Genomic DNA, 25,050 nt, shown 5'->3' with positions numbered 1-25,050 from the left:
AATGCTCATGATCACACAGAGATATACACATCTCGAGTCGTCGGCATCGTATTTTGTGTATAAGAGACAGGGCATACGGCTGGGGGATCGGGGACACGCCGGTGGCCCCCGGGGCGGGCGTGCCGCCCGGGGGGGGCGCCGGGCGGCCGCCGGGGGGTCGCGACGGGGCCCACCGGCGGCGCTGGCGCCGACGGCTCCTCGGCCACCTGGCCGGCGGTCTGCGAGACGTACGGGCGCACCAGCGGCGGGCCCTCGATGTGGGGGAGGACGGCCGTCTCGGTGAGGCTCGGGTCCGGGACGCAGCCGCACCCGGTCGAGCGTGCGGTGCCGCACGTCGGGCAGTGCTGGTCCGGCATCGGCCGGTCCTCCTCGGTTTCGGTCGGTCTCGCGGGCGGTCTCGACGGCTCCCGGGCGGGGCCCGGGGCGCACGATCGCGCCTGATTATGCAGGACGTCCCGGGGGCGGGACAGGGGCGTCCTGCCTCCGGCGGGGGTGTTGTGCCGGTTGGTGCCGGTTGGCTCCCCCGAGAACGCCCCGGACGCCGCCGATGTCCCCGATGCTTACGTTCGGCTCAACCCGGAGGAACAAAACTGGACGAATCTGCCAGCATGGTGAGCTGGGAGTGATCATCCGCACGGGGCCCGGCAGCCGGGGCCCGCGACCCTTCGGAGACGCCATGCCCACGGAGACGCCATGACGGATCCGCTCGCCGCGTCCGACCGGAGCCCGGCGGGCGAGCCCGGCCCGCCGACGGTCGCCGTCCACAACCTCTGGGTGCCGATCGGGGCCCTGCTGCTGGCGATGCTGCTCGCGGCCCTCGACCAGACCATCGTCTCCACCGCGCTGCCCACCATCGTCAGCGACCTCGGCGGCCTCGACCACCTGTCCTGGGTGGTCACCGCCTACCTGCTGGCCTCCACCGCCGCGACCCCGCTCTGGGGCAAGCTCGGCGACATGTACGGCCGGAAGCGCTTCTTCCAGGCCTCCATCGTGATCTTCCTGATCGGCTCGGTGCTGTGCGGCGTCGCGCAGAACATGGGGGAGCTGATCGCCTTCCGGGCACTCCAGGGCCTGGGCGGCGGCGGTTTGATGGTGCTCTCCCAGGCGATCGTCGGCGACCTCGTCCCGCCCCGCGACCGCGGCCGCTACCAGGGCCTGTTCGGCGCCGTGTTCGGCGTGACCAGCGTGCTCGGGCCGCTGCTCGGCGGGCTGTTCGTCGACCACCTCAGCTGGCGCTGGGTCTTCTACATCAACCTGCCGATCGGCATCGTCGCCCTGGTGGTGATCGCCGCGGTGCTGCACCCGACGGAGGCGCGGCGCGAGCACCGGATCGACTACCTCGGCACCGCACTGATCGCCGCCGTCGCCACCTGCCTGGTGCTGATGACCTCGCTCGGCGGCACCACCTGGGACTGGAACTCCTGGCAGATCACCGGCCTCGGCGTGCTCGGCATGGTGCTGCTGCTCGCCTTCGTCCTGGTCGAGCGGACGGCCGTCGAGCCGGTCCTGCCGCTGCGGCTGTTCCGCTCACGGACCTTCAGCCTGGTCGCGGTGATCTCCTTCGTGATCGGCTTCGCGATGTTCGGCGCGCTCACCTACCTGCCGACCTTCCTCCAGGTGGTCATGCAGGTCTCGCCCACCACGTCCGGCATCCACATGCTGCCGATGGTGCTGGGCATGCTGGTCACCTCCATCGGCTCCGGCCAGATCGTCGCCCGCACCGGCCACTACCGGATCTTCCCGATCGCCGGGACCGCCGTGACGACGGTGGGACTGCTGCTGCTCTCCCGGCTGGACGAGCACAGCAGCACCACCGAGATGAGCTTCTACTTCCTGGTCTTCGGCCTCGGGCTGGGCCTGGTGATGCAGGTGCTGGTGCTGATCGTGCAGAACTCGGTCGGCTACGAGGACCTCGGCGTGGCCACCGCCGGCGTGACCTTCTTCCGGTCCATCGGGGCCTCCTTCGGCGTCTCCATCTTCGGCACGGTCTTCGCGAGCGGACTGCGCGACCGGCTCGCCGACGTCCTGGCGGGCGTGCCACTGCCGCCCGGGTTCCGGCCCGAGGCCATCACCACCGACCCGCGGGTCATCCCGCAGCTGCCCGCCCCCGTCCAGGAGGGGATCTACCACGCCTACGCGGAGTCGATCACCCGCGTCTTCCTGTACGCGGTGCCCGTCGCGGTGGTCGCCTTCGTGCTGTCGCTGTTCCTGCGGGAGCAGCCACTGCGCTCCACCGTCACCGCGCCCGACCTGAGCGAGTCCATCGGGCTGAACCCGGTGGAGCGCAGCTCCCTGGACGAGATCGCCCGCGCGCTCTCGGTGCTGAGCACCCGCGAGGCCCGTCGCGACCTCTTCCGGCGGATCACCGCCACCGCCGGGCTGGACCTGCTGCCCGCCTCCAGCTGGCTGCTCCTGCAGATGCACCAGCACGGCTCGGTCGAACCGGCGGAACTGGCCGAGCGGCGGATCGTGCCGATCGCCGTCGTCGAGGACGCCGTCCGGGAGGTGGAGGGCCGGGGGCTGGCCGCGCGGAACGGGGGGCTGCCCCTGCGGCTCACCGAACCGGGGGAGGAGGCCGCACTGCGACTGGTCGCCGCCCGGCGCGCCCAACTCGCCGACCTGCTGGGCGACTGGGACGAGAAGCAGTACACCGACCTCGCCGAACTGCTGACCAGGCTCAGCTCCACGCTCTGCGCCGACCTGCGGGACAAGCCCGACCCGGTCGGGCCGGAGCCGCCGTACCGGGGCGGCGAGGGGCGGTCGTTCTGAGGTGGCGAGGGGCGGTCGTTCTGAGGCGTCCGGGCCGGTGGGAGCGGCAGGGCGCGACCGGGTGACGTATCGTCGCCTACCGGCCCCGGCCGCGTCGGCCGCCGGGGGAACTCCGTCGAGAGGGTGCGGCATGCCGCTCGAAATCGAGCGCAAGTTCCGGCTGGACGCCTTCGAACCGCCGGAGACGGCGGTGCGGCAGCACATCGACCAGGGCTACATCGCGATCAAGGACGACGGGACCGAGGTGCGGCTGCGCCGGATCGGCGGCAGCCACGTCCTCGGCGTCAAGCGCGGCAAGGCGGGGGCCTCCGCCGTCCGCGTCGAGGTGGAGCGCGAGCTCGGCGAGGAGGAGTTCACCGAGCTCTGGCCGGCCACCGAGGGCGCCCGGCTGCTCAAGGACCGGTACACCTTCGACTCGGCCGGCGTCACCGTCGAGGTCGACGTCTACCAGGGGGAGTTGGCGGGCCTGCTGACCGCCGAGGTCGAGTTCGGCTCGGTCGCCGAGGCCGAGGCCTTCACCCCGCCGGACTGGTTCGGCGCCGAGATCACCGGTGTCGCGGCGTACAAGAACCAGACCCTCGCGACGCGGGGACTCCCGCAGGCCTGACGTCTCGGCGGCCCGGGCGGGACCCCGAGGGCAGCCGGCCGGGCCGGGCCGCCCGTCCGCCGGACTCGAAGCTGCTCGACCCGACCACCGTGGTCGGCGTCCCGACCGCGCTCACGGCGAAGCTGCCGACCGTCGGCCAGTGGCCGCGCGCACCCGTGCCACCCCGTCCTCCTGCGGCGGGGTGGCACGCGTGCGTCCGCGTCGTTGCCTCACGGCGAGCCGAACCAGCGCGGGGTGTCGAGGCGGAACGGGTCGCCGGGGGCGAGCCGGCGGAGGCCGTCCTCCACCTGGCGCAGCTGCTCCTCGCCGAGGGTGGCGGACCACTCGGCGCGCAGTTCGTCGAAGATCCGGGCCGAGCGGACCAGGCAGTCCACGCCCCGGTCGGTGAGCCGGACCACCTTGCGGCGGGCGTCGGCCGGGTCGCTGCCGCGCTCGACGTAGCCGAGCTGCTCCAGCTGTTCGACGGTCTTGCCGGCGGCCTGCTTGGAGACGCCGAGGCTGCGGCCGAGTTCGACGGCGGTGGTGCCGTGCGGGCCGATCGCCTGGAAGACGAAGCCGTGCATCGGGCGCAGGTCCGGGTGTCCTTCCCGGGCGATGCGCTCGTGCAGTTCGTCGATGATCGTCCGGAAGGCGAGGAGCAGGCGCAGCGGCAGTTCGAAGCCGGGCGGGGCCGGTTCACTTGACACGATAGACAACCTCATTGACCATATAGACAACTTGATTGTCCATCTTAGGGGGTTCCACCACCATGTCCGTGATCCGCCGCTCCGACGCCCGCCGGTCCGAGACCCCGAACGCCGAGATGACCACCTTCGCCTCGCCCACCCAGGGCTCCGCCACCCTCGCGATGTGGCAGGTCGACATGCGGGCCGGCACCCAGGGCCCGCTCCACGCCATGGACGCCGAGCAGATCTGGACCTTCCTCGACGGCTCCGCCGCCGTCGAACTGGCCGGGGAGAAGCACGAACTCGCCACCGGCGACACCCTCGTCCTGCCCGCCGACACCGCCCGCCGCATCACCACCGCCGAGGGCTTCACCGCCGTCGTCGCCTCCACCTCCCCCTCCCGCGCCTACAACCCCGACGCCATCACCCCCGAAGGCGCCTGTGACATGGCCCCGCGCGACGCCGAGCGGGTCCTCCCGGCCTGGATCGCCTGACCGGCCGGTCGCCCGCCGCCCGTCCTGTTCTGTGCGGCAGGATGGAGCCATGAGCGTAGTCAAGATCAACGTACTGACCGTTCCCGCCGAGCAGCGCGAGGTGCTGGAGAAGCGCTTCGCCTCCCGCGCCGGTTCGGTCGAGGGCTCCGACGGCTTCGAGTGGTTCGAGCTGCTCCGCCCGGTCGAGGGCACCGACAACTACCTCGTCTACACGCGCTGGCGTGACGAGGAGTCCTTCCAGGCCTGGATGGAGGGCCCCATGAAGTCGGCCCACCAGAACGGCGGTGAGGGCGAGGCCCCCAAGCGCCCCGCGGCCTCCGGCTCCACCCTCTGGTCCTTCGACGTCGTCCAGTCGACCGGCCCTAAGAACGCCTGAGTCTGCCTGGTCGCTGTTCCTTCTCTTCCTTCGGGCCCTTCCCCTGGCGGGGCGGGGCCCGAAGTGCTTGCTCGGCCGCCAGCGATGAGGGGGAGGTGAGTGGCGGCTGACCGGGACTGGTTGTCGAGGAGGACGGGAAGTGCATCCGATCTGGCGGTGAATATTGGCCAAGGCGGCGGCTACCGAGAGTCACCAGGACGGTGGGTGGCGTGAGCGCTAGCATGAAAGGTGAACATGGACCGGATGAGGTTCGCGCAGTGGGCGGACTCCTCCCCCACCGGCTCTCTCGGCTGATCCAGCATGGGTGCGGTCGCAATGGCGACAGCTTGGCCGTCCGGCGCTGTAGAGCGGCAATGAAATTGCGAATCAGGCGGCGCACCTTCCCGTCAGGCGCGTTGCGCATGTTGACTGATGAGCGGCCAGGCGGCACTGGAACCTCTGGAGAATTCATGAAGACGAAGCCGAAGGTCGGACCAATTCACCACGCCGCCTTTTTCGATGACATCAAGGCCGTATTTGACAGGTATCCTGATGTCGCCATGAACTACTCGATCCACTACATCGGCGGCCTGGTTGAAGTCATGAAAGTCGACTTCGACCGCCAGGTCGCGGTGTCGAACGTTCAGGGCAATGAGATTGTCACCAGGTTCGTTGATCGGGCGATCGATCCCACCGATCCCATCGATCCAATTCCTGACATCACTACAGATCCGGGGTGCTGTCAATGGAAGCTGAGCGGTCACGAATGGAGGTGCGTCTTCCTTTGTACTCTGCCACCTCCTGGATAGCGAGTGAATTCCAGTGCGGGGTGGACGCCGATCGCCGAATGCGGTGTACCCCGGAGCGCGAGTCGCCAGGTCTTCGGCCATGGCGCAAAGATGCATCCGGAGATGCGCTGCCCGGTCGAGGGCGCCGACAACTACCTCGTCTACACGCGCTGGCGTGACGAGGAGTCCTTCCAGGCCTGGATAGGGAGGGCCCGACGCACGTCCCGGGCGCCCGCGGTGGGTGCGGGGCGTGCGGCTACCGGCCCGTGGGGTGCAGGCCCAGGCTGCTCAGCAGCATTCCGACGACGGCTGTGCCCGTGACCGTCATGACGAGTCCGCCCCAGACCTTCGGGAAGATCCGCTGGAAGGCGGGTGACCGGCCGATCCAGCCGCGGGGCGTGACCTTGCGTCTGAAGACCAGCAGGCCGAGGGTGAAGAGTCCGCAGACCAGGGCCAGGGCGAGCCAGTGCCCCGGGTTGCTCGGATCGATCTGCTCGCCCTGCCCGGCCAAGTCGACATGCCTCACGGTGACCCCCTGGATGTGGACCGTGTCCACCCTGGACCGTACGTACGCCGGTCCATCCCGTCAACCGGCTCCCGGGGGCTCAACTCGCCTTCACCGGAAGGGGCTTCGGGTCCCGTCCGGCTGATCTCCGTTCGCGGCGGTGGCCCGGGCCGCCGGGTTCGCGCTCCCGAGTCGTGCACCGCCCGCTACGTCGCTGCCGTGTGGGCGCCAAGGCCGCTGCCCGGTGACCGCCTCCGGTGGTCGGGCGGGCTCAGGCCGGGGCGGCGTACAGGACCTCGCGCAGGCCCGGCACGGTCTCGCGGCCGCTGCGCCAGACCAGGCGCAGGCGCAGCGGCGGGGGATCGAGCGGCAGGCGGACCAGGGTGCCGGCGGCCAGCTGGTCGTGGACCGCGAACTCCGGTAGGAGCGCGACGCCGAGGCCCTGTTCGGCGCAGGCACGGGTGACGGCGACACCGCCGGTGCGGACGCGGTCGACGTCCTGGCCGAACAGGCGCTCGCCGGCGAGGTGGAAGGAACAGGCGGGGGTGTCGACGAGGAGCCGCCGGCCGCGCAGGTGCTCGCGGGTGAGCGAGGTGGCGCCGGCGAGCGGGTCGGTGGGGGCGGCGACCAGGGCGAGCGGGACGTCCTGCAGGTCGACGTGGTCGAGCGGGGCCGGCGGCAGGTAGAAGCCGAGGTCGCCGAGCGGGCCGGCGGTGTCCAGGATCAGCGCCGCCTCCAGGGCTCCGGCCGCGACCCCGCCGAGCAGGCCGTCCCGGGCGGTGCCGGTGTGCAGGGATATCTCCAGGCCGGGCCGGTGTTCGGCGAGCCGGGCGAGCACGGCGGGCAGGTGGGTGGCCGCGATGCTCCCCAGTGCGCCGAGCCGCAGCCGGGCGCGGACCGCGACCACCTCCCGCCGGGCCTGCTCGGCCTGCTCCAGCAGCCGCCGGGACCACGGCAACAGCCGCTCCCCGGCCGGGGTGAGGGTCATACCGCGCAGGGCCCGTTCGAACAGCTCGGTGCCCAGGCTCCGCTCCAGCGTGCGGATCTGCTCCGAGACGGAGGACGGGGCGAGTCCGAGCGCCACGGCCGCGCCGGGCACGGTGCGGTGGGCGACGACGGCCTCGAAGACGCGCAACTGACGTAGTTCCACTGGTTTCCCCGACTTCCGAACGACCTCGTCTGTCCGTGTTGCGGGACAGCGTACGGCCGTGCCAGGTCGCACCGTGCGCGTGCGTTCGGAAACGTCGGACGGGATCGAGGGAACGCGGCTCAGAGGCTCACCGTCGTCTCCCGCGTCATGTACGTCAGCTTCTCCGGGTTGCGCACCGAGTAGATGCCGGTGATCAGTCCCTCGTCGAGCCGCATCGCCACCACCAGGTCGATCTCCCCGTCGATCCGCAGGACCAGCGCCGGGTGCCCGTTGACCTGGGCCGGTTCGGTCGTCACCACCGGGCCCCACAGGGCGACGCCGGCGGTCAGCAGGCGGGCGACCGGCTCGGCCCCGACGGTGGGCCGCGGCATGGCCTGCTTGATGCCGCCGCCGTCGCTGAGGGCGACCACGTCGGGGGCGAGGAGGTCCAGCAGGCCCTGCAGGTCACCGGTCTCGACGGCCCGCTGGAAGGCCGCGATCGCGGTCCGGGCCTGTTCCGGCGAGACGGTGCCGCGCGGACGGCGCGCCGCGACGTGCGCCCGCGCCCGGTGGGCGATCTGGCGGACCGCGACCGGGGTCTTGTCGACGGCCCCGGCGATCTCCTCGTACCCGAGGTCGAACACCTCGCGCAGGACGAACACGGCCCGCTCGGTGGGCGCGAGGGTCTCCAGGACCATCATCATCGCCATCGAGATGCTGTCGGCCAGCTCGACCTGTTCGGCCACGTCGGGCGAGGTGAGCAGCGGTTCGGGCAGCCACGGCCCGACGTACGACTCCCTGCGCCGGCTGAGCGTGCGCAGCCGTCCGAGTGCCTGCCGGGTGGTGATCCGGACCAGGTAGGCGCGGTGGTCGCGCACCGTGGCGAGGTCGACGCCCGCCCAGCGCAGCCAGGTCTCCTGCAGGACGTCCTCGGCGTCCACCGCCGAGCCGAGCATCTCGTAGGCGACGGTGAAGAGCAGGTTGCGGTGGGCGACGAACGCCTCGGTGGCCGGGTCGGGACGGCGGCCGTCGTCGCTCTCGCTGCTCATGGTCTCTCCTCCTGGTTCGGCGCTGCCTCCCACAGGACGCCGGACCCGGCCGATCCGTGACATGCCGCGCCGTGTGTCCCGCGCCACACCGGTGCGGTGTCACGGCTCCGGGCCCGTCGGTATCTCCATGCCGACGAGCAGACGGCAGGGAGGCAGAGATGAGGGTGATTCCCGAGATGAAGGTCGTCGTGGTGGGCGCCGGGTACGCGGGGATGCTCGCGGCCAACCGGGTCGCGAGGAAGGTGCGGGCCGCCGAGGTCACGGTGGTCAACCCGCGCCCCGACTTCGTGGAACGCGTCCGGCTGCACCAGCAGGTCGCCGGGACGGCCGTCGCCGCGACGCCGATCGCGGCGATGCTCCGCACCGGGGTGGCGCTGCGGGTCGGCGCCGTCGACCGGATCGCCGACGGCCGGGTCGTCCTCGGCGACGGCACGTCCCTCTCCTTCGACTGGGCGTTCCTCGCCGTGGGCAGCACGGTGCGGCCGCTGCCGGGCACCGTCCCGGTCGGTACCTGGGAGGGGGCGGAGCGGGCGCGGGCACTGCTCGCCTCGCTGACGCCGGGCAGCACGGTGACGGTGGTCGGCGGCGGCGCGACGGGCATCGAGACAGCGGCCGAGGTGGCAGGGGCGCGGCCGGACCTGACGGTGCGGATCGTCGGGCCGGCGGTCGCCGACGGCTTCACCGGCCGGGCGTACCGGAAGGTCCGGGCCGGGCTGGAGCGGTTGCGGGTCGAGATCACGGACGACAGCGTCACGGCGGCCGCCGACGGCGTCGTGCACCTGCGGTCGGGCGTGTCACTGATCTCCGACCTCACGCTGTGGGCGATCGTGTCCGGGGTCCCCGACCTGGCGACGCGCAGCGGTCTGACCGTGGACGGGGACGGCCGCGCGGTCGTGGAGGCGTCACTGCGCAGCGTCGACGACGAACGGATCTTCGCCGTCGGCGACTGCGCCGCGGTCCCCGGGGCCCGCTTCGCCTGTGCCCTGGCCGGCCCGCAGGCCGCCCACGCCGTCGACAACGTGGCCCGTCTGATCGCCGGCCGCACCCCCACGCCGTACACGCCGCGCTACATCGCCCGCGCCGTCACCCTCGGCCGCGACAACGCCGTCGGCCAGTTCACCCGGCGCGACGACACCCTCCGGCGGGCGCACGTCAGCGGCCGCACCGGGGTCGTGATCAAGGAACTCGCCTCCCGCGGCGGCAAGTACGGCGCCCGGACGGGAACGGGTGCGTGAGCGGGGATCACGCGAGGGGCGTCAGGAAGATCCGGACGTGGCCGAACGGGTCGCGCAGCACCGACTGCCGGGCGCCGTAGGGCATGTCGGCCGGCGGCGCGAGCAACTCGGCGCCTGCCGCCACGGCCTGGGAGGTCACACCGTCCACGTCCGACGGTGGCTGGTCAGCAGTGATACGGCAGGTGTCCCCAGCTCGCGCGCCCGGCGCGCGCTGGTGCGTGTGCGCTTGCGCCGCCCGAATGGGGGATCTGAGGCGGAGTTTGACGCATGGTTACGGCATATCGGTGAACATTGCGGTGCCGGGCGTTCCTGTGGGGCGCTCGGTGGGTGGGCAAGAGAAAGCCCCGGCGGTGCTACCAACACCCCGGGGTATGGCACCAGGAGAGAGAACTCCAAGATGCAGATTCATCGTATCCCCAAGCATGCGCCCGGGTACACGATCCTCGACAACGGCCACGTCGTCCGTAAGCACTCGCTGAGTTGGGCGGCGCGCGGGCTCCTGAGCTACCTGCTCAGTCTGCCGGATGGGGCGCGTGAGGACATCCGCACGCTCGCGGCGAAGAGTGTGGAGGGGCGGGCGACGGTCTCCCGGGCGTTGCGGGAGCTGGAGACGGCCGGGCACTACGTCCGGCGGACGCTTCGCGATCCGGTGACGGGGCAGGTGCGGACGGTCGTTTCGGTTCATGAGGTGCCGGTGACCACGGGGAAGGCCGTCCACGCGGTGCCACCGCTTCCCGTGTCTCCGGCCGCCGGGGTGCCTGGACCGGGGGCGGTGGGTGCCGGGGAGGCGGGAAGCCCTTCCAAGGAACCGAAAGGGGAGGAAATGGAAGAACCTTCCGTCCTTCCTTCCCGGAGGTCGACGGCGGGCATGGCGCTGCTGCTGGACCTCGGGCGCCGGGAGCCTCGGATGGCGCTGGCGGGGAAGCCGCTGTCCGACCAGGCCGCGCGGGTGGAGGGGCTGCTCGCGGGTGGGTGGACGCGGGAGGCGCTGACCGGAATCCTCGCGGCGCCGCTGCCGGAGCGGGTCACGCACAGTGTGGGGGCGATCCTGGCAGGGCGGTTGGCGAAGGTGCCGTCCGTTCCTGCGGCACCGAGCACGACGGACGGGCCGCGCCGGCACGAATGTCCCGGGTGGGACGGGATGTGCGGGCGGCCCGTGGCCGGTGTCGGGCGGTGGTGTGGCCGGTGCTCACCAGGTGAGGAAGTCGGGCAGCTCGGCGGTGGGCGGGAGCGGCGTCCCTGCGGGTAGCCGGCGGATCTGGACGTAGGCGTGCTCGAACTGGGAGTACGAGAAGCCGTCCAGGCCCGGGGCGACGACCAGGACGTTGTCGCCCCGCCGCCAGATCCGGTACCGCCAGCGGTCCTTCCGGTAGACGACGTCGTGGTCGGGTGGCCCGAGCAGGGCGGTGAAGTGACCGGCGACGGAGTCCAGTTGGGCGTCGAACTCCCCGGCCGGCGGGTCGACGACGCTCCGCCAGCCGGGCTGCTCTCCCCAGAAGTCCTCCGTCCACGCCCCGTCGGGGTGGATCCAGTACTCGTACGCGAACGGCATGGCGAAGCGGTCGTCCCCGTACACGAGGTGCCCGGCGGGCGTGTACGCCTTCTCGTTGAACTCGCCCAGGTAGTCGCCGGTCGAGCGCCAGCCGGCGGCGAGCATCGCCTTCTCGGTGGGCTCGGGGTCCTCCCAGTCGAGTTCCATCATTCCGGCGATCTGGGCGACCAGTTCGGGGGTGACCGGGCACGCCGCGACGATCCAGGGCGACTCGTCCTCGTCGGACACCTCGTCCTCGTCGGACACCTCGGATGCGTCAGGAACCTCGGGCTCTTCGGACACGCGGGGAACTCCGTTCTGCTGCGACGTACGGATGTCCACCCTACGAGCAGGCGGGTTCAGAGGGTGTCGCGGACCTCGATGTAGCCGTCCTCGACGCGGAACAGCTGGTTGGGGTTGGTGGCGTTGCAGCCGTACAGGATCACCTGGTCGCCGTTGGTGCGGTAGGGGTCGGGGCGTACGGCGCGCGGGGGAACGGCAGTTCACCCTTCCGGCGGTCGGAAGGTGACCGGCGCGTCGAAGGCGGCCCGGCGAGTGGTGCGGCGCAGGGCGCGCAGGACGGGGGTGCCGAGGGTGAGGCACAGGACGACGGTCAGCGCGGCCCTGGGCAGGTCCCAACCCAGTGACGTGGTCAGGCAGTAGGCGGCGAAGCGGACCAGGTTGGCGGGCAGCGGGGCGCCGGGGACGAAGGAGACGGAGCCGGCCAGTCCGCCGATGTACGGCCAGCCCTGCAGGTTCATGATGGTGCCGTACAACAGGGCGGACACCGCGCCGTATCCCGCCAGCAGCAGGAGTTCGCGGCGTCCGCGCAGCGCGGCGGAGCCCGGCAGCAGTCCCGCGCCGAGGCAGACCCAGCCCATCGCCAGCATCTGGAACGGCAGCCACGGCCCGACCCCGCCGGTGAGCAGCGCGGAGGCGAACATCGACAACGAGCCCAGGACGAAGCCGAAACCGGGGCCGAGCACCCTCCCGGACAGCACCATCAGGAAGAACATCGGCTCCAGTCCGGCCGTTCCGGCGCCGAGGGGGCGCAGCGCCGCGCCTGCCGCCGCCAGGACGCCCAGCAGCGCGACGGACTTGGCGTCGAGCCCCGGGGCGCCGCCGCCCGCCTGCCGCCCTTCGGAGATCTGCGCGACGACGACGGCGAGCAGGAGGGGCAGCAGCAGCGCGAACAGCCAGGGCGCGTCGGTGGCGTGGCCGACCAGCGCGGACTTGGTCGAGGCGAGCAGCGGCCAGCCGAAGGCGGCGACGCCGACCAGCGAGGTCAACGACAGCACCGCGACCGACCGTCGGCCGAGCGGGACCGGACGGCTCATGCGCCGATCGCCTCCCCGACCTGGCGCACGGTGAGCCACGGCCCCGGCGCCAGCACCTTGGCGACCTGCGGGGCGAACGCGGGGGAGGAGACCACGACTTCGGCCGTCGGTCCGTCCGCGACGATCTCGCCCTCGGCCAGGATCACCGTGCGGTGGGCGAGTTCGGCCGCCAGCTCGACGTCGTGGGTCGCCAGCAGCACCGCGTGGCCCTCGGCGGCGAGGCCGCGCAGGATCTCCACCAGCCGGGCCTTGGCCGCGTAGTCCAGGCCGCGGGTCGGCTCGTCGAGCAGCAGCAGCGGGGGCCGGGCGGTGAGCACGACGGCGAGTGCGAGGGTGAGCCGCTGGCCCTCGGAGAGGTCGCGCGGGTGGGCGGCGTCGGCGATGCCGGGCAGCAGGCGTTCGACCAAGGCGCGGCAGGTGCCGGGTTCGGCGCCCGCGTCGGTGTCGGCCGCCGCGCATTCGGCGGCGACGGACTCGCCGTACAGCAGGTCGCGCGGGTCCTGCGGGACGAGGCCGACCTGCCGGATCAGTTCGGCGGGGCGGGTGCGGTGCGGGACGCGGCCGCCGACCCGGACGCTGCCGGAGGCGGGGGCGTGCAGGCCGACCAGGCCGCCGAGCAGGGTGGACTTGCCGGCGCCGTTGCGGCCCATCAGCGCGGTGATCTCGCCGGGGCGGAGTGCGAGGTCCACGCCGCGCAGGGCGTGGACCGGGCCGCGCCGGACGGCGAGGCGGTCGGTGACGGCGATCGGTTCCCCGGTGGGGGCGGGCGCGGCGGCGGGCGCGCGGCCGTCCAGCTCGGCGCGCAGGGACGCCGCCCTGCGTCGCGCGTCGCGCACCGACAGGGGAAGCGGCCGCCAGCCGGCGAGCCGGCCGAGGCCGACGACGGGCGGGTGCACCGGCGAGTGCGCCATCACGTCGGCCGGTTCGCCCAGCACCGGGGGCGCGCCCGGGGTCAGCAGCAGCACCTGGTCGGCGTACTGGACGACGCGTTCCAGCCGGTGCTCGGCCATCAGCACGGTGGTGCCGAGGTCGTGCACCAGTCGCTGCAGGACGGCCAGTACCTCCTCGGCCGCGCCCGGGTCCAGGGCCGAGGTCGGCTCGTCGAGGACCAGCACCCGCGGGTGCACGGTGAGCACCGAGCCGATGGCGACGCGTTGCTGCTGGCCGCCGGAGAGGGAGCCCAGCGCGCGGTCGCGCAGGTCGGCGAGGCCGAGCAGGTCGAGGGTCTCCTCCACCCGGCGGCGCATCACGTCGCCCGGCAGGCCGAGTGACTCCATGCCGTAGGCGAGTTCGTCCTCCACCGTGTCGGTGACGAAGTGCGCCAGCGGGTCCTGCCCCACCGTGCCGACCAGGTCGGCGAGTTCGCGCGGCCGGTGTTCCCGGGTGTCCCGGCCGCCGACGGTGACCCGGCCGTGCAGGACGCCGCCGGTGAAGTGCGGCACCAGGCCGCTGACCGCGCCCAGCAGGGTCGACTTGCCGGAGCCCGACGGGCCCACCAGCAGGCAGAGTTCACCCTCGGGGACGGTGAGGTCGACGCCGTCGAGGACGGGTGCGGCGGACTCGTCGTACCGGACGGAGACCTGCTCGAAGGTGATCACGATGCCCTCCGGGGCGGGGTCGGGGCGGCGAACGCCGGTACCAGGCCGAGCAGGACGGTCAGGACGGCGGCCAGCGGCAGCGCGGGGACGGTCGGCGGGACGACGGTGGGGGCGAAGGCGGCCGGGTCCCGTGCGGCCAGGTAGGTGGTGAGGGCCGCCACGGCGACTCCGGATCCGGCGGTCAGCCACTCGGGCAGCGCCCAGGGGTCGGGCCGGTAGCGGGTCCTGACGGATCGCCGGCTGCCGAGGAGCAGTCCGGCGAAGGCGGCGGCCAGGCCGAGCGCCAGCACCGGGAGGGCCCAGCCGGTGCCGCTGGCGGTCAGCAGCCCGTACGCGGCGAGGCAGACGCCGAGCAGTCCGGCCAGGGTGAGTGCGGCCGTCACCCGGGCGAGCCGGCGCGGGACGTCGGCGGTGCGGCCGAATCCGCGGGTGTCCATCGCGGCGGCCAGCGCGATGGAGCGCTCCAACGCACCCTCCAGCACGGGCAGTCCGACGCTCAGCACGGCCGTGACGCCCTTGTCGCTGCGGCCGCGCAGCCGCCGTGCGGCGCGCAGCCGGCGGACGTCCGCGACCAGGTTGGGGGCGAAGGTCATCGCCACCACCACGGCCACGCCCGCCTCGTAGAGCGCGCCGGGCAGGGTGCGCAGCAGCCGGGCCGGGCTGGCCAGGGAGTTGGCGGCGCCGACGCAGACCAGCAGGGTCGCCAGGCGCAGCCCGTCGTACAGCGCCGCGAGCAGGCCTTCGACGGTCACCCGGCCGCCGATCCGCACGCCCTGCGCCCAGGCGGGCAGCGGCACTTCGGGCAGCGTGAACAGCACGTGGGTGCCGGGGATCGGCGAGCCGAGGAACACCGCGAACACCAGCCGGATCCCGAGCACCAGCAGGCCCAGCCGCAGGAACGCCCCGTACGACCGCGACCAGGGCGCGTCGCCGCGCCGGGCCGCGACCACGTACCCGGCGACGGCGGCGAGCAGCAGCAGGATCGCCGGGTTGGTGGTGCGGGTCGCCGCCGCGCCCAGCCCGAGCGCCCACAACCACCACGCCCCGGGGTGCAGTTGGCGGGGCCCGGTGGGCGGTCGGGTGCTACGGGTGGAGGTGCTGCGCACGGCGGCTTCCTGGGCGGGGTTCACGGCTTCACGGCTTCGCGGGTCCATGGCTTCACGGCTTCGCGGCTTCACGGCTTCGCAGGTTCACGGCTTCACGGGGTGCGGCGCCGGCGCGCCTGCCAGACGGCGCCGCCGGCGAGGACGGCGACCAGCGCGCCGCCGGCGATCAGCCCGATGTCCGGGCCGCCGCCGTGGTCGCCGGACGGACCGGGCCCGGCCGGCCCGGCCGCGCCCGCCGCGCCGACCTGGTCGCCGCAGCCCGCCGTCGGGTACCCGGCGATGGCGCACAGCAGCCCGTTGGTGTCGTACCGCAGCGGCGGTGCGACGGCGGCCAGCACCTCGGCCGAGGTGGCCCGCGGCGCGACGGCGGCGCACGTCGTCCGCGGCTCGGGCACCGCCCCGGCCGATCCGGCGTCCTCGGGGGTCCCGAAGTCCAGCACGACGGCGACCCGCTTGTGCCCCTCCTGCGCGGGCGTCTGCGCGCAGATGTCGGCGAAGCTCGCGGCCGTCCGCGGTTTCGCGGCGTCCTGCCCGCCGTCCGGGCTCATCGCGAACCGCCAGCCGTCCACGGCCCCGTCCGGTGGTACGGCGATCGCCGGGCCCTGCTGTTGGTAGGCCCAGCCGCCGTCCGTGCCGCGCCAGAACGACCAGTACCGGTATCCCGCCGCCTGTGCGGGAGCGGCACCGGCGACCACCAGCAGTGCCCCGACCAGCGGCAGGAGCAGTGCGGTGGTGCGGCGCCGGGTACGGGCGCCGCGACCGTGCGCGCGGACGGCGCGGGCCCGGTGGTTCGGGTGCGTCACAGGTGCGGGTTGCGCTTGCGCTGGAGGCTGAGCAGGAGGCCGCCGCCGATGCCGATGAGCAGGCCGACGCCGATGATCCAGTACTGGCCGATGCCGTCGTTCTTCTTCTTCGCCGAGGTGGTCTCGTCCGCAGTGGTGGCGGCGGCCTTGGGGGCCGGGCCGAGGGCGGTGAGCTTGCCGGTGAGGTCGGCGGTGGCGCGGTGGCCGGCCTGGGCGACGAGCAGCAGGGTGGCGGTGGCGCCGGCGTCGGTGCCGTTCTTGGTCCAGGTGGCTTCCTGGCCTTCGAGCCAGTCGGTGGCGTTGGCGGCCTGGTCGGGGTGGCCGCTCTGGACGAGGGCGAGGGCGGCCCAGGCGGTCGCGGTGTGGTCGGGGGTCGGGGCGGCGCCCGGCGTGGTGAGGGTGAGGTGGTTGCCGCCGGCCTCCAACTGGGCGGCGAGGTAGGCGGCGACGGCCTCGCCCGACTCGGCGTGCGGCACGGTGGCGGGCGCGGAGCCGTCTGCGCAGGCGAGCGGCTTGGCCTCGTCGTCGGCGCGCACCGAGCCGACGACCGGCAGGTGTCCGCCGGCGGCGGCGAGCGCGGCCTGGCCGCTCGCCAGGGCGTTGGGGGCGAGGGCGCCGGTGGCGGCGTCCGGCTGGTAGGCGAAGGCGCCGCGCTGGTCGACGGGGGCCGTGCAGCCGAGCTGGAAGCGGGCGAGGCCGTCGAAGGCGTTCTTCGCGGCGCCGCCGGTGCCCGCCTTGGCGACGCTCGCCGGGTCGGTCCGGGCGGCGAACAGCGCGTTGACGGCGAGTCCGGTGGAGTTGGCGTCGCCCGGGCTGCCCGGGTTGTAGGCCCAGCTGCCGTCGGCGTTCTGGTTGGCCTTGAGCCAGGCGACGCCCTTGTCGACGGCCGGCTGGTGCCCGCCGAGGGCGGCCAGGGCCTGGATGGCGACGGCGGTGGCGTTGCTGTCCTCGGTCTTGGGGTCGCAGGCCGCGCCGGCTGCCCGGTAGGAGGGCCAGCCGCCGTCCTCGCACTGCTGGCCGGTGAGCCAGCCGACCGCCGAGTCGGCGGGCGTGACCTTGGCGGCGGTCAGCGCGGTGAGCGCGAGCGACTGCCGCCAGACGCCGTCGTAGGTCGGGTCGCCCTTCCCGTACAGGCCGTCGGGGACGGCGGCGGGGGTCGGCGAGGGGCTGTCGGCCAGGGCCGGTCCGGCGGCGACGCCGGTGAGCAGCGCGGCGGACAGGGCGGCGGCGCCCAGGCGGGCGGCGGTCAGCATGGTGCGGTTGTGCCTTTCGGTGAGCGGTGGTGGCCCGGGCGGGGCCGTTCCGTAGTCCTCGACGGTGCCGGGCGCGTGCGTCCGGACTGGCCGCTCGCCCCGCCCCGGGTGCTCCGACTCGTCCGGGCCAGGGGGCCGGACTCACGGTTGCGGGGTCAGCGCCGGATTCGCACCGGCTTCCCCCGGGGGAGGAGCGGATGGAGTTGTGCTGTCCGTCGACTCTAGCCGCCGGAGCGCGTGGGCCACCGCGCCGTAGCAGGAACAGGTTCCAGTCGGCGGGTGTCGGACCGGGGTGCGGTCAGGGCAGGGTGAGCAGCCGGGCCGCCGTGTGCAGGTCGGCCCGGACCTCGGCGATCGAGGCGCGCCCGGACAACCAGGCGACGAGTGCCGAGTGCCAGGTGTGCTCGATCACCCGGACGGCCGCGCGCTGGCTCTCGCTGGCCGGGCCGGACTGGCCGATCGCGTCCAGGATGAGCTGTCCGGTGGCGGCGCTGACCTGGTCCACCTCGGCGCCGACCGAGCGGTCGGCGAAGGACAGCGCCCGGACCATCGCCTCGGCCAGCAGCGGTTCGCGCTGCAACGCGTGGAAAGCCCGGGTGAGGGTGTCGGCGACCCGCAGGGCCGGTTCCGGGTCGGTCGGCGGGTGGCGCCGGATGTGCTCGTGCAGGCCTTGGAGCTGTTCCAGCATCACCGCGACCAGCAGGTGGACCTTGGACGGGAAGTACCGGTAGAGCGTGCCCAGCGCGACCTGCGCGCTCTCCGCGACCTCCCGCATCTGCACCGCCTCGTACCCGCCCCGGGCGGCCAGCGCGGTGGCGGCCCGCAGGATCCGCCGGCGGCGCTCGGCCTGGCGCGTGGTCAGCGGCAGCTCACCGGGCCGGGGCACGAGGGGGGTCGGGGTCAGGGGCTCGGTCGACGGCGGCAAGGGTGCTCCCGGGCGGGCGAGAGTGGCGGTGTGCTCCACGGATCGGCAAGGTGGGCGAGGTCCGGCGTGGCGGGAATCACCAGCCCTGGCTCCTGAGGGAAAGCTACGGGCCGGTATCTTCGAGGTCTCTCATTGTTCACGTGGTCGACGACGAGTTCCCCAGCCACTGAAACCTGATCTACTTTAGCGACCGGCAGCACAGATAGCAGCTAGAGATGAGGGCCCACGATGACCGCGCAGCCGCTGCGGATTGCCCTGCTGTCGTACCGCGGGGACCCCTTCTGCGGCGGTCAGGGCGTGTACGTACGGCACCTCTCCCGTGAGCTGGCCAGGCTCGGCCACCACGTGGACGTGATCGGGGCCCAGCCCTACCCGGTGCTGGACGACGTCGAGGGCCCCGGTTCGGTGCGCCTGGTGGAGCTGCCCAGCCTGGACCTCTACCGCGCCGACGACCCGTTCCGCACCCCCGACCGCGGTGAGTTCCGCGACCCGGTGGACGTGCTGGAGTTCGCCACCATGCGCACCGGCGGCTTCCCCGAGCCGCTCACCTTCTCGCTGCGCGCCCGCCGGTACCTGGCCCGGCACAAGGGCCGCTACGACGTGGTGCACGACAACCAGACCCTCGGCTACGGCCTGCTCGGCCTGGCCCGGCACGGCTTCCCGCTGGTCACCACGATCCACCACCCGATCACCGTGGACCGGCAGCTGGAGCTGGACGCGGCCCCCACCCGGCTCAAGCGGCTGTCGCTGCGCCGCTGGTACGCCTTCACCCGGATGCAGCGCCGGGTCGCCGCCCGGCTGGACCACGTGATCACCGTCTCCGGCAGCTCGCAGCGCGAGATCGCCGAGCACCTGGGCGCCGCGCCCGGCGCGATCTCGGTGGTGCCGATCGGCGCCGACACCCGTCTGTGGTCGCCCTCGGACGCGGTCGGGCGGGTGCCCGGCCGGATCGTCACCACCTCCAGCGCGGACGTCCCGCTGAAGGGCCTGGTCTTCCTGGTCGAGGCGCTCGCGAAGGTCCGCACCGAGCGGGACGCCCACCTGGTGGTGGTCGGCAAGCCGCAGAAGGACGACGGGCCGGTGGCCGAGGCGGTGCGACGCTTCGGCCTGGCGGAGCACATCGAGTTCCGCAGCGGCCTGACCGACGGGGAACTGGTCGACCTGTACCGCTCGGCCGAGGTGGCCTGCGTCCCGTCGCTGTACGAGGGTTTCTCGCTGCCCGCCGCCGAGGCGATGGCCACCGGCACCCCGCTGGTGGCCACCACCGGCGGGGCGATCCCCGAGGTCGCCGGACCGGACGGGGAGACCTGCCTGGCCGTGCCGCCGGGCGAGGCGGACGCGCTGGCCGCGGCGCTCGGCCGACTGCTGGACGACCCGGAGCTGCGCGCGGGTCTCGGCGCGGCCGGCCGGGAGCGGGTGCTGGCCCGGTTCACCTGGGAGCGGGCCGCCGAGCTGACCGCCGAGGCCTACCGCGCGGCGATCGCCACCGGCGCCGGCGCCCGGGCCCGCTCCGGGCCCGGCTGGCGGTACGTGGCCTAGCCCGCCCGGGCCGGACGCGCCCCCGGCGCGGATCCACCGCCCGGGGCGCGCGCCGCCCAACGAAGCGTGACGAAGCGTCAAGGACGCTTGGTAGCAATAGGAATGGGAGTCCTGCAGTGCTGACCGTCGATTTCTCGCGCTTCCCGCTCGCCCCCGGCGACCGGGTGCTCGACCTGGGCTGCGGCGGGGGCCGGCACGCGTTCGAGTGCTACCGCCGCGGCGCCAACGTGATCGCCCTCGACCAGAACACCGAGGAGATCGCCGAGGTCAGGAAGTGGTTCGCGGCGATGGAGCAGGCCGGTGAGGCCCCCGAGGGCGCGTCGGCGGTCGCGATGGAGGGCAACGCGCTGGCGCTGCCGTTCGAGGACGAGTACTTCGACAAGATCATCATCTCCGAGGTGATGGAGCACATCCCCGACGACAAGGGCGTGCTCAACGAGATGTTCCGCGTCCTCAAGCCGGGCGGCCTGCTCGCCGTCACCGTGCCGCGCTGGCTGCCCGAGAAGATCTGCTGGGCGCTGTCCGACGAGTACCACGAGGTCGAGGGCGGCCACATCCGGATCTACCGGGGCGACGAACTGCTCGGCAAGCTCAAGGACGCCGGCCTGGAGCCGTACGGCACCCACCACGCGCACGCGCTGCACTCGCCGTACTGGTGGATCAAGTGCGCGGTCGGCGTGGACAACGACAAGGCGCTGCCGGTCAAGGCCTACCACCAGCTGCTGGTCTGGGACATCGTCGGCACCCCGGTGATCAGCACCCTCACCAAGGCCGCCGAGCGCGCGCTCAACCCGGTCATCGGCAAGAGCTTCGTGGCCTACGCCTCCAAGCCGAACCGCGCCCCGGGCGGCGTGGCGTGACCGCCGCCGTCCCCGAGGTGCTGCTCCTGGACGGGGTCCTCGACGCCGAGCAGGCCGCCGACACCGTGCGCAGCATCCTGGCCGAGCAGCGCCCCGACGGCGCCATACCGTGGTTCGCCGGCCACCACCTGGACCCCTGGGACCACACCGAGGCCGCGATGGCCCTCGACACGGCCGGCGAGCACGCCGCCGCCGAGGCCGCCTACCGCTGGCTCGCCGGTACCCAGAACCCGGACGGCTCCTGGTACGCCGCCTACACCGACGGCGTGGTCACCGACCGCGCCAAGGAGAGCAACTTCTGCGCCTACGTGGCGGTCGGGGTCTGGCACCACCACCTGAGCACCGGCGACGACGCGTTCCTGGAGTGGATCTGGCCGGTCGTCCGGCGCGCCCTGGACTTCATCGTCGCGCTGCGGCTGCCCGGCGGCCCGATCGCCTGGCGGGTCGGCGAGGACGGCACCGCCACCGAGGAGGGGCTGCTCACCGGCTCGTCCAGCATCCTGCACGCGCTGCGTTGCGGGCTGGCCATCGCCGACTACCTGGAGGAGCCCCAGCCCGACTGGGAGCTCGCGGCCGGGCGGCTGCGGCACGCCATTGCCCACCACCCGGAGCGGTTCCTGGACAAGGACCGCTACTCGATGGACTGGTACTACCCGGTCCTCGGCACCGGCCTGCGCGGCGAGGCGGCGCTGGCCCGGATCGAGCGGGACTGGGAGCGCTTCGTCGTCCCCGGCCTCGGCGTGCGCTGCGTCAGCGACCGCCCGTGGGTGACCGGCGGCGAGAGCGCCGAGCTGGCGCTCGCGCTCTGGGCGATCGGGCAGTCCGACCGCGCGGTGGACATCCTGCGCTGGATCCAGCGTCACCTGCGGCACGAGGACGGCTCGTACTGGACCGGCTACGTGTTCGAGGACGACGCGATCTGGCCGGAGGAGCGCACCACCTGGACGGCCGGGGCACTGCTGCTCGCGGTGGCCGCGCTCGGCGGGGACCCGGCCACGGTCGCGGTCTTCGGCGGGGACCAGCTGCCCGCCGGACTGGTGGTCCAGGACTGCTGCTGAGCACGACCGGCCGCTGAGCACGGGCACGACGAAGGGGCGGGACCGGAGAACCGGTCCCGCCCCTTCCTCGTGCGTCCGGGGACGTCAGCCGCGCTGGAGGCCCGTGGTGTCGGTCAGCACGCCCTGGGTGCCGTCCGCGAGCTGCGCGACCAGCGCGGCGCCGCGCTGCTCGACGGCCAGGTACCAGGTACCGGGCACGACCTCGCCGATCGGCGCGCCGGCCGGGTTGTCCTTCGGCGCGAGCTGACGCGGCGCCGGGACGGCGAACCAGAACGGCTGGAAGTCCGCCGCCGGGGCGGCCTGCTGCGCGACCGGGCTCGGCTGCGGGGCCGGGACACCGGCGTCCTGCGGCTGGGCCGGCTGGCCGGGCTGCGGCTGGCCGGCGGCCGGGTAGCCGTAGCCGGCCTGGGCGCCGAACGCCGGGTCGTGGCCCTGCGCCGGGTAGCCGTACTGGCCGGGCGCACCCGGGTGACCGGGCTGACCCGGGACGGGGTAGCCGCCCTGGTACGGGACGGCCGGGCTGTCGGAGACCAGCGGGGCCTTCAGCGCCGGCAGCAGCGGACCGGCGGCCGCCGCACCGGCGAGCACGATCAGCGCGATGAAGCCGAGCCAGGCGCCGAAGCCGTGGCTGATGCTGCCGCCGGACGGGCCGCCGCCGAGCGACCAGATCGAGGTCCAGAGCGCCGCGACGGCGAAGGCGATGCCCCACTGGTCCAGCCGCAGGCCGAGCACCTGGCGGTTGGCGGCCCCCTGGCCCTGGAAGCGCTGCACCAGGATCAGCACCGCCGCGGCGATGCCCAGCAGGTAGATCGAGGGCAGGATGGGGAACAGCTCGGTGCTCCACGCGTTCTGCGAAGCGTCCGGACCGCAGTACTTGCCGGAGCAGTTCACGGTCCAGTAGGGCAGGAAGGAGGCGATGAAGAGCAGGACGGCCGCGCCTGCGACGGCGGCGTCTCCCCTGGTGAGAGCGCGCAGATTCACTAACGTTCCCCTCGTTGACGTGTCTTGGACGGTGGTTCGTGCGGTCGGGATGACCGGCCGAAACTCCCGAACGGACCAGAAGCCTAGGCCCAACCGTCCTGCCGGTGCACGGCGGGACCGGGAACGGGGCGAAGTCGTTGCAAACCAGGCGGGCCGAGCGGTAGTGCCGCCCGGCCTGGTGTGCGGCTCAACTTCCGTACTGGGTCTTCGAGTCTTCTCATTGAGTCGTCAGGAACGCGGTGAGCGCGTCGGCGATCCCCTGGGCCGCCTGCTGGCGCCACTGAGGGTCCGTCATCCGCTTCGCGTCCGTCGAGTTGCGCATGTTACCGCACTCGATGAACACCTTGGGGACGGTCGACAGGTTGAGGCCGCCCAGGTCGGAGCGGGTGTCCAGGCCCTGCTCCGCGATGTAGTCGGCGTACGGCTCGCCGGTCGCGGCGTGGAAGCGGTCGCGCAGCAGCAGGCCGAGCCGGTGCGAGGGTTCGACGATCGCCGAGGTGTCCGCCTTCCCGGCCGTCACCCTGGCGGGCATGATCACGTGGAAGCCGCTGCCGCTCGCCGGGCCGCCGTCCCCGTGCACCGAGACCGCGGCGTCGGCGTGCGCGTCGGCGCCGGCCCGGGCGCGCTCGTCGATGCACGGGCCCCAGGGGCGGTCGCCGTCCTGCACCAGCACGACCTTGGCGCCCCGGGCGGTCAGGATGGCGCGGGCCCGGCGGGAGACGTCCAGGGTGTACTCGGCCTCGCTGTAGCCGGCGTTGGTCTCGGTCCCGGTGGTGTCGCACTCCTTGCGGGCGTTGCCGATGTCCACCTGACGGTTGATCTCGGCGGTGTGCGCGACGTTGCCGGGGTTGTGGCCGGGGTCGAGGACGACGGTGCGGCCCGCGAGGCCGCCCGGCGCGGCGGCCGTCGGGGGCGGGGTCGGGGCCTGCGGGGGCGTCCCGGCGGGCGGTTCGGGCGCCGGTGCCTCCGAGCTCGGCGGCGGCGCGACGGGGGGCGTGAGGGGCGCAGCGGCGGGGTCGGCGGCGCCGGTCGCGCCGGTCGCGCTGTCCGTGCCGGTTCCGCCGGGGGAGGCCGCCGTCGTGGGCGGGGCGGAGGCGGCGGCGGCTGTGGCGCCCGCAGGGTCGGGGTGGTCGAGGGCCTGCCAGCCGAACCAGCCCGCCGTGCAGAGCGGAACGGCCGCGGCCACCACGGTGGTGACGCGCAGCAGGGTGGAACGGCGGGGCGGTCGGGGGGCTGTGCCGGTCACGAGTGGGTCAGATCCTGTCCTGGGTCCGCGGGGTGAGGCCGTAGGTGTTGGCGATCGGGTTCCACTTGGTCATGAAGTCGGTCTTCGCCTGGGTCGCCTGCGGGTTGAGCTCGTCCGCGTGCTTCTTGTCCTGGGTGGTCGGGGCCCTGCCGGAGCAGCCCTGGGCGGCGACGGCGCGCGCCCAGCTCGCGTACGCCTTGTCGATGTCGGCGGACAACTGCCAGGCGGATTTCAGTGAGTTCAGCGCCTCCTGGCCGCCCGGCACGTCCGTGACGCTGAGTTGGGCGAGCTTGGCCAGCAGGGTGGCGCGCTGGGTGGCGCCGGTGTCGAAGACCTGGGCCGCGCTCTCGATGTCGGCCTTCGACGGGCAGCTGCTCACCTTGGCGACGGCGCTGCCGATCGGGGCCTTGGCGTTCTCCCCCTCGCCGAGCAGGCCGTCCAGCGCCTGGGCCTGCGCCTGGGCGCCGGGCCCGGCACCGGTCGCGGTCGGCGAGGGCGCGGTGGTGGGCGGGGCCGCGGCGCTCGCGGCGCCGCCCGGTGCGGCGTCCGTCCCGGTGGGCGTCGGGGCGGGCTGCGGATTGCCGGCGCCGGTGGCGGCCGCGGCCGGTGCGGCCCGGCCGTCCTTGTCGCCGCCCCTGGCGGCGAACAGCAGGCCGCCGCCGATCGCCAGCACCAGGAGCAGGGCGAAGCCGATCAGCAGCGGGGCCCTGCGGTTGGCCGGGCGGTCCTCGTCGTCCTCGTGGCCGGCCCGGTGGTCGGCGGCCGGGTACGGGGGCTGGGCGCCGTACGGGGGCTGCGGCGGGGTTCCGGGGGGCTGGGGGTAGCCGTAGCCCCCCGGCGGTTGGTGCTGCGGGGCCTGGTGCTGCGCCGTCGCGTGGGAGGGGAACGGCGAGGCCGCGGGAGGGGCGGCCGGGGGCTGCGGCGGTGCGGTGGTGCGGGGGATCGGGGCCGTCGGCGGGTCGTAGCCGGGTGCCTCGGCCAGGTACGGGCGGGCGCCCAGCGGTGGTCCCTGGTCGCCGACGGCGCCGGGGGCGGGCGGTGGGGCGACCATGCCGAGACGGGGGTCGACGGGGGTCTGCGGGCCTGCGGGCGACTGCGGGGCGACCGGCGCGGGGGCCCGGGGGGCGGGGGCGGGGGCGGCCGGGGGGGGGGGGGCGCGCCCCCCCCCCCCCGCCCCCCCCCCCCCCCCGCCCCGCCCGCCCCCCCCGGCGGGGGTG

General features: G+C 73.8%; 25 protein-coding genes, 1 pseudogene and 1 riboswitch. Of the genes and pseudogenes, 10 read left to right on the top strand and 16 right to left on the bottom strand.

Annotation, left to right across the window (positions count from 1 at the left end; translation table 11 throughout):
* The first annotated feature begins 693 nt into the window (after positions 1-693).
* Both ACFV0O_RS31660 and ACFV0O_RS31655 read left to right on the top strand, forming a co-directional pair.
* Positions 694-2,769, top strand: coding sequence for an MFS transporter (locus ACFV0O_RS31660; protein ID WP_380347192.1), 2,076 nt, complete (start codon positions 694-696; stop codon positions 2,767-2,769).
* A gap of 130 nt (positions 2,770-2,899) precedes the next feature.
* Complete coding sequence (locus tag ACFV0O_RS31655) at positions 2,900-3,376, top strand: CYTH domain-containing protein (RefSeq protein ID WP_380347191.1); 477 nt, start codon at positions 2,900-2,902, stop codon at positions 3,374-3,376.
* 209 nt (positions 3,377-3,585) lie between these two features.
* On the opposite strand, the gene ACFV0O_RS31650 is transcribed toward ACFV0O_RS31655, so the two are convergent.
* On the bottom strand, positions 3,586-4,077 hold the full coding sequence (locus ACFV0O_RS31650) for a MarR family winged helix-turn-helix transcriptional regulator (protein ID WP_380347189.1): 492 nt from the start codon (positions 4,075-4,077) through the stop codon (positions 3,586-3,588).
* A 47-nt stretch (positions 4,078-4,124) separates the two neighbouring features.
* Here ACFV0O_RS31650 and ACFV0O_RS31645 point away from each other — a divergent pair, with 47 nt between their 5' ends.
* Positions 4,125-4,535, top strand: coding sequence for a cupin domain-containing protein (locus ACFV0O_RS31645; protein ID WP_380347187.1), 411 nt, complete (start codon positions 4,125-4,127; stop codon positions 4,533-4,535).
* Between the two features lie 49 nt (positions 4,536-4,584).
* Positions 4,585-4,911 carry an antibiotic biosynthesis monooxygenase family protein gene (locus ACFV0O_RS31640; protein ID WP_380347186.1) on the top strand — a complete coding sequence of 109 codons (327 nt, stop codon included), beginning with the start codon at positions 4,585-4,587 and terminating at the stop codon, positions 4,909-4,911.
* Between the two features lie 386 nt (positions 4,912-5,297).
* Here the strand turns inward: ACFV0O_RS31640 and ACFV0O_RS31635 are convergent, their stop codons facing one another.
* Positions 5,298-5,654, bottom strand: coding sequence for a hypothetical protein (locus tag ACFV0O_RS31635; protein ID WP_380347184.1), 357 nt, complete (start codon positions 5,652-5,654; stop codon positions 5,298-5,300).
* Between the two features lie 144 nt (positions 5,655-5,798).
* On the opposite strand from ACFV0O_RS31635, the pseudogene ACFV0O_RS31630 reads away from it, so the two are divergent.
* Positions 5,799-5,944: pseudogene (locus tag ACFV0O_RS31630) on the top strand (antibiotic biosynthesis monooxygenase family protein); the annotation flags it as partial.
* Here the strand turns inward: ACFV0O_RS31630 and ACFV0O_RS31625 are convergent.
* The 3 genes from ACFV0O_RS31625 to ACFV0O_RS31615 all read right to left on the bottom strand — a co-directional run bounded on the left by ACFV0O_RS31625 (position 5,935) and on the right by ACFV0O_RS31615 (position 8,361).
* Positions 5,935-6,204, bottom strand: coding sequence for a hypothetical protein (locus tag ACFV0O_RS31625; protein ID WP_380347200.1), 270 nt, complete (start codon positions 6,202-6,204; stop codon positions 5,935-5,937). The pseudogene ACFV0O_RS31630 and the gene ACFV0O_RS31625 sit on opposite strands and share 10 nt — an antisense overlap.
* A 250-nt stretch (positions 6,205-6,454) precedes the next feature.
* Complete coding sequence (locus tag ACFV0O_RS31620; RefSeq protein WP_380347182.1) at positions 6,455-7,333, bottom strand: LysR family transcriptional regulator; 879 nt, start codon at positions 7,331-7,333, stop codon at positions 6,455-6,457.
* A 119-nt stretch (positions 7,334-7,452) separates the two neighbouring features.
* Positions 7,453-8,361 (bottom strand): RNA polymerase sigma-70 factor, encoded by a 909-nt coding sequence (locus ACFV0O_RS31615; protein ID WP_380347180.1) that lies wholly within the window; start codon positions 8,359-8,361, stop codon positions 7,453-7,455.
* 158 nt (positions 8,362-8,519) lie between these two features.
* Between ACFV0O_RS31615 and ACFV0O_RS31610 the strand changes: the two genes are divergently transcribed.
* A complete protein-coding gene (locus ACFV0O_RS31610; protein WP_380347179.1) occupies positions 8,520-9,596 on the top strand; it encodes an NAD(P)/FAD-dependent oxidoreductase in 1,077 nt (358 codons plus the stop codon).
* A 7-nt stretch (positions 9,597-9,603) separates the two neighbouring features.
* Here the strand turns inward: ACFV0O_RS31610 and ACFV0O_RS31605 are convergent, their stop codons facing one another.
* Positions 9,604-9,744, bottom strand: a complete 141-nt coding sequence (locus ACFV0O_RS31605; protein ID WP_380347177.1) for a VOC family protein — start codon at positions 9,742-9,744, stop codon at positions 9,604-9,606.
* 249 nt (positions 9,745-9,993) lie between these two features.
* Here ACFV0O_RS31605 and ACFV0O_RS31600 point away from each other — a divergent pair, with 249 nt between their 5' ends.
* Positions 9,994-10,845 carry a helix-turn-helix domain-containing protein gene (locus ACFV0O_RS31600; RefSeq protein WP_380347175.1) on the top strand — a complete coding sequence of 284 codons (852 nt, stop codon included), beginning with the start codon at positions 9,994-9,996 and terminating at the stop codon, positions 10,843-10,845.
* On the opposite strand, the gene ACFV0O_RS31595 is transcribed toward ACFV0O_RS31600, so the two are convergent.
* From ACFV0O_RS31595 to ACFV0O_RS31565, 7 genes are all read right to left on the bottom strand, one after another.
* Positions 10,786-11,430 carry a hypothetical protein gene (locus ACFV0O_RS31595; RefSeq protein ID WP_380347174.1) on the bottom strand — a complete coding sequence of 215 codons (645 nt, stop codon included), beginning with the start codon at positions 11,428-11,430 and terminating at the stop codon, positions 10,786-10,788. The two genes, ACFV0O_RS31600 and ACFV0O_RS31595, sit on opposite strands and share 60 nt — an antisense overlap.
* A 200-nt stretch (positions 11,431-11,630) precedes the next feature.
* Positions 11,631-12,464 (bottom strand): ECF transporter S component, encoded by an 834-nt coding sequence (locus ACFV0O_RS31590; RefSeq protein WP_380347172.1) that lies wholly within the window; start codon positions 12,462-12,464, stop codon positions 11,631-11,633.
* Positions 12,461-14,062: an ABC transporter ATP-binding protein gene (locus ACFV0O_RS31585; protein ID WP_380347170.1), complete on the bottom strand. Its 1,602-nt coding sequence runs from the start codon at positions 14,060-14,062 to the stop codon at positions 12,461-12,463. The genes ACFV0O_RS31590 and ACFV0O_RS31585 overlap by 4 nt, the downstream gene beginning before the upstream one ends.
* Positions 14,059-15,216, bottom strand: coding sequence for an energy-coupling factor transporter transmembrane protein EcfT (locus ACFV0O_RS31580; protein ID WP_380347169.1), 1,158 nt, complete (start codon positions 15,214-15,216; stop codon positions 14,059-14,061). The genes ACFV0O_RS31585 and ACFV0O_RS31580 overlap by 4 nt, the downstream gene beginning before the upstream one ends.
* Before the next feature lie 44 nt (positions 15,217-15,260).
* A complete protein-coding gene (locus tag ACFV0O_RS31575) occupies positions 15,261-15,971 on the bottom strand; it encodes an SCO2322 family protein (protein WP_380347167.1) in 711 nt (236 codons plus the stop codon).
* Positions 15,968-17,224: a prenyltransferase/squalene oxidase repeat-containing protein gene (locus ACFV0O_RS31570; RefSeq protein WP_380347166.1), complete on the bottom strand. Its 1,257-nt coding sequence runs from the start codon at positions 17,222-17,224 to the stop codon at positions 15,968-15,970. The genes ACFV0O_RS31575 and ACFV0O_RS31570 overlap by 4 nt, the downstream gene beginning before the upstream one ends.
* Positions 17,225-17,330: 106 nt before the next feature.
* Positions 17,331-17,407: riboswitch (cobalamin riboswitch) on the bottom strand.
* A gap of 115 nt (positions 17,408-17,522) precedes the next feature.
* The gene (locus ACFV0O_RS31565; RefSeq protein WP_380347164.1) at positions 17,523-18,149 is read right to left on the bottom strand and encodes a TetR family transcriptional regulator; all 627 of its coding nucleotides are present in this window, start codon (positions 18,147-18,149) and stop codon (positions 17,523-17,525) included.
* A gap of 228 nt (positions 18,150-18,377) precedes the next feature.
* Between ACFV0O_RS31565 and ACFV0O_RS31560 the strand changes: the two genes are divergently transcribed.
* The 3 genes from ACFV0O_RS31560 to ACFV0O_RS31550 all read left to right on the top strand — a co-directional run bounded on the left by ACFV0O_RS31560 (position 18,378) and on the right by ACFV0O_RS31550 (position 21,606).
* Positions 18,378-19,688 (top strand): glycosyltransferase family 4 protein, encoded by a 1,311-nt coding sequence (locus tag ACFV0O_RS31560; RefSeq protein ID WP_360249545.1) that lies wholly within the window; start codon positions 18,378-18,380, stop codon positions 19,686-19,688.
* Between the two features lie 116 nt (positions 19,689-19,804).
* Positions 19,805-20,548 (top strand): class I SAM-dependent methyltransferase, encoded by a 744-nt coding sequence (locus tag ACFV0O_RS31555; protein ID WP_360249548.1) that lies wholly within the window; start codon positions 19,805-19,807, stop codon positions 20,546-20,548.
* Positions 20,545-21,606, top strand: coding sequence for a prenyltransferase (locus ACFV0O_RS31550; protein WP_360249551.1), 1,062 nt, complete (start codon positions 20,545-20,547; stop codon positions 21,604-21,606). The genes ACFV0O_RS31555 and ACFV0O_RS31550 overlap by 4 nt, the downstream gene beginning before the upstream one ends.
* 84 nt (positions 21,607-21,690) lie before the next feature.
* Here the strand turns inward: ACFV0O_RS31550 and ACFV0O_RS31545 are convergent, their stop codons facing one another.
* From ACFV0O_RS31545 to ACFV0O_RS31535, 3 genes are all read right to left on the bottom strand, one after another.
* Entirely contained in the window at positions 21,691-22,587 is an 897-nt protein-coding gene (locus tag ACFV0O_RS31545; RefSeq protein ID WP_360249554.1) for a hypothetical protein, read from the bottom strand.
* Positions 22,588-22,804: 217 nt separating this feature from the next.
* Positions 22,805-23,833 (bottom strand): N-acetylmuramoyl-L-alanine amidase, encoded by a 1,029-nt coding sequence (locus tag ACFV0O_RS31540; RefSeq protein ID WP_380347162.1) that lies wholly within the window; start codon positions 23,831-23,833, stop codon positions 22,805-22,807.
* Between the two features lie 7 nt (positions 23,834-23,840).
* The gene (locus ACFV0O_RS31535) at positions 23,841-24,884 is read right to left on the bottom strand and encodes a hypothetical protein (RefSeq protein ID WP_380347160.1); all 1,044 of its coding nucleotides are present in this window, start codon (positions 24,882-24,884) and stop codon (positions 23,841-23,843) included.
* Between the last annotated feature and the right edge of the window lie 166 nt (positions 24,885-25,050).

Source organism: Kitasatospora sp. NPDC059577, assembly GCF_042735475.1.
In the GTDB taxonomy this organism is placed as follows: Bacteria; Actinomycetota; Actinomycetes; order Streptomycetales; family Streptomycetaceae; genus Kitasatospora.
Note: the sequence above shows the minus strand (reverse complement) of the source record. Positions and strands in the feature narration are given on the sequence as shown.

What these genes read in the sequence shown, in the direction of transcription:
- ACFV0O_RS31660 (WP_380347192.1), top strand. Translation starts at nt 694, where the DNA reads ATGACGGATCCGCTCGCCGCGTCCGACCGGAGCCCGGCGGGCGAGCCC.
- ACFV0O_RS31655 (WP_380347191.1), top strand. Translation starts at nt 2,900, where the DNA reads ATGCCGCTCGAAATCGAGCGCAAGTTCCGGCTGGACGCCTTCGAACCG.
- ACFV0O_RS31650 (WP_380347189.1), bottom strand. Translation starts at nt 4,077, where the DNA reads ATGAGGTTGTCTATCGTGTCAAGTGAACCGGCCCCGCCCGGCTTCGAA.
- ACFV0O_RS31645 (WP_380347187.1), top strand. Translation starts at nt 4,125, where the DNA reads ATGTCCGTGATCCGCCGCTCCGACGCCCGCCGGTCCGAGACCCCGAAC.
- ACFV0O_RS31640 (WP_380347186.1), top strand. Translation starts at nt 4,585, where the DNA reads ATGAGCGTAGTCAAGATCAACGTACTGACCGTTCCCGCCGAGCAGCGC.
- ACFV0O_RS31615 (WP_380347180.1), bottom strand. Translation starts at nt 8,361, where the DNA reads ATGAGCAGCGAGAGCGACGACGGCCGCCGTCCCGACCCGGCCACCGAG.
- ACFV0O_RS31610 (WP_380347179.1), top strand. Translation starts at nt 8,520, where the DNA reads ATGAGGGTGATTCCCGAGATGAAGGTCGTCGTGGTGGGCGCCGGGTAC.
- ACFV0O_RS31600 (WP_380347175.1), top strand. Translation starts at nt 9,994, where the DNA reads ATGCAGATTCATCGTATCCCCAAGCATGCGCCCGGGTACACGATCCTC.
- ACFV0O_RS31590 (WP_380347172.1), bottom strand. Translation starts at nt 12,464, where the DNA reads ATGAGCCGTCCGGTCCCGCTCGGCCGACGGTCGGTCGCGGTGCTGTCG.
- ACFV0O_RS31580 (WP_380347169.1), bottom strand. Translation starts at nt 15,216, where the DNA reads ATGGACCCGCGAAGCCGTGAAGCCGTGAACCCCGCCCAGGAAGCCGCC.
- ACFV0O_RS31570 (WP_380347166.1), bottom strand. Translation starts at nt 17,224, where the DNA reads ATGCTGACCGCCGCCCGCCTGGGCGCCGCCGCCCTGTCCGCCGCGCTG.
- ACFV0O_RS31560 (WP_360249545.1), top strand. Translation starts at nt 18,378, where the DNA reads ATGACCGCGCAGCCGCTGCGGATTGCCCTGCTGTCGTACCGCGGGGAC.
- ACFV0O_RS31535 (WP_380347160.1), bottom strand. Translation starts at nt 24,884, where the DNA reads ATGGTCGCCCCACCGCCCGCCCCCGGCGCCGTCGGCGACCAGGGACCA.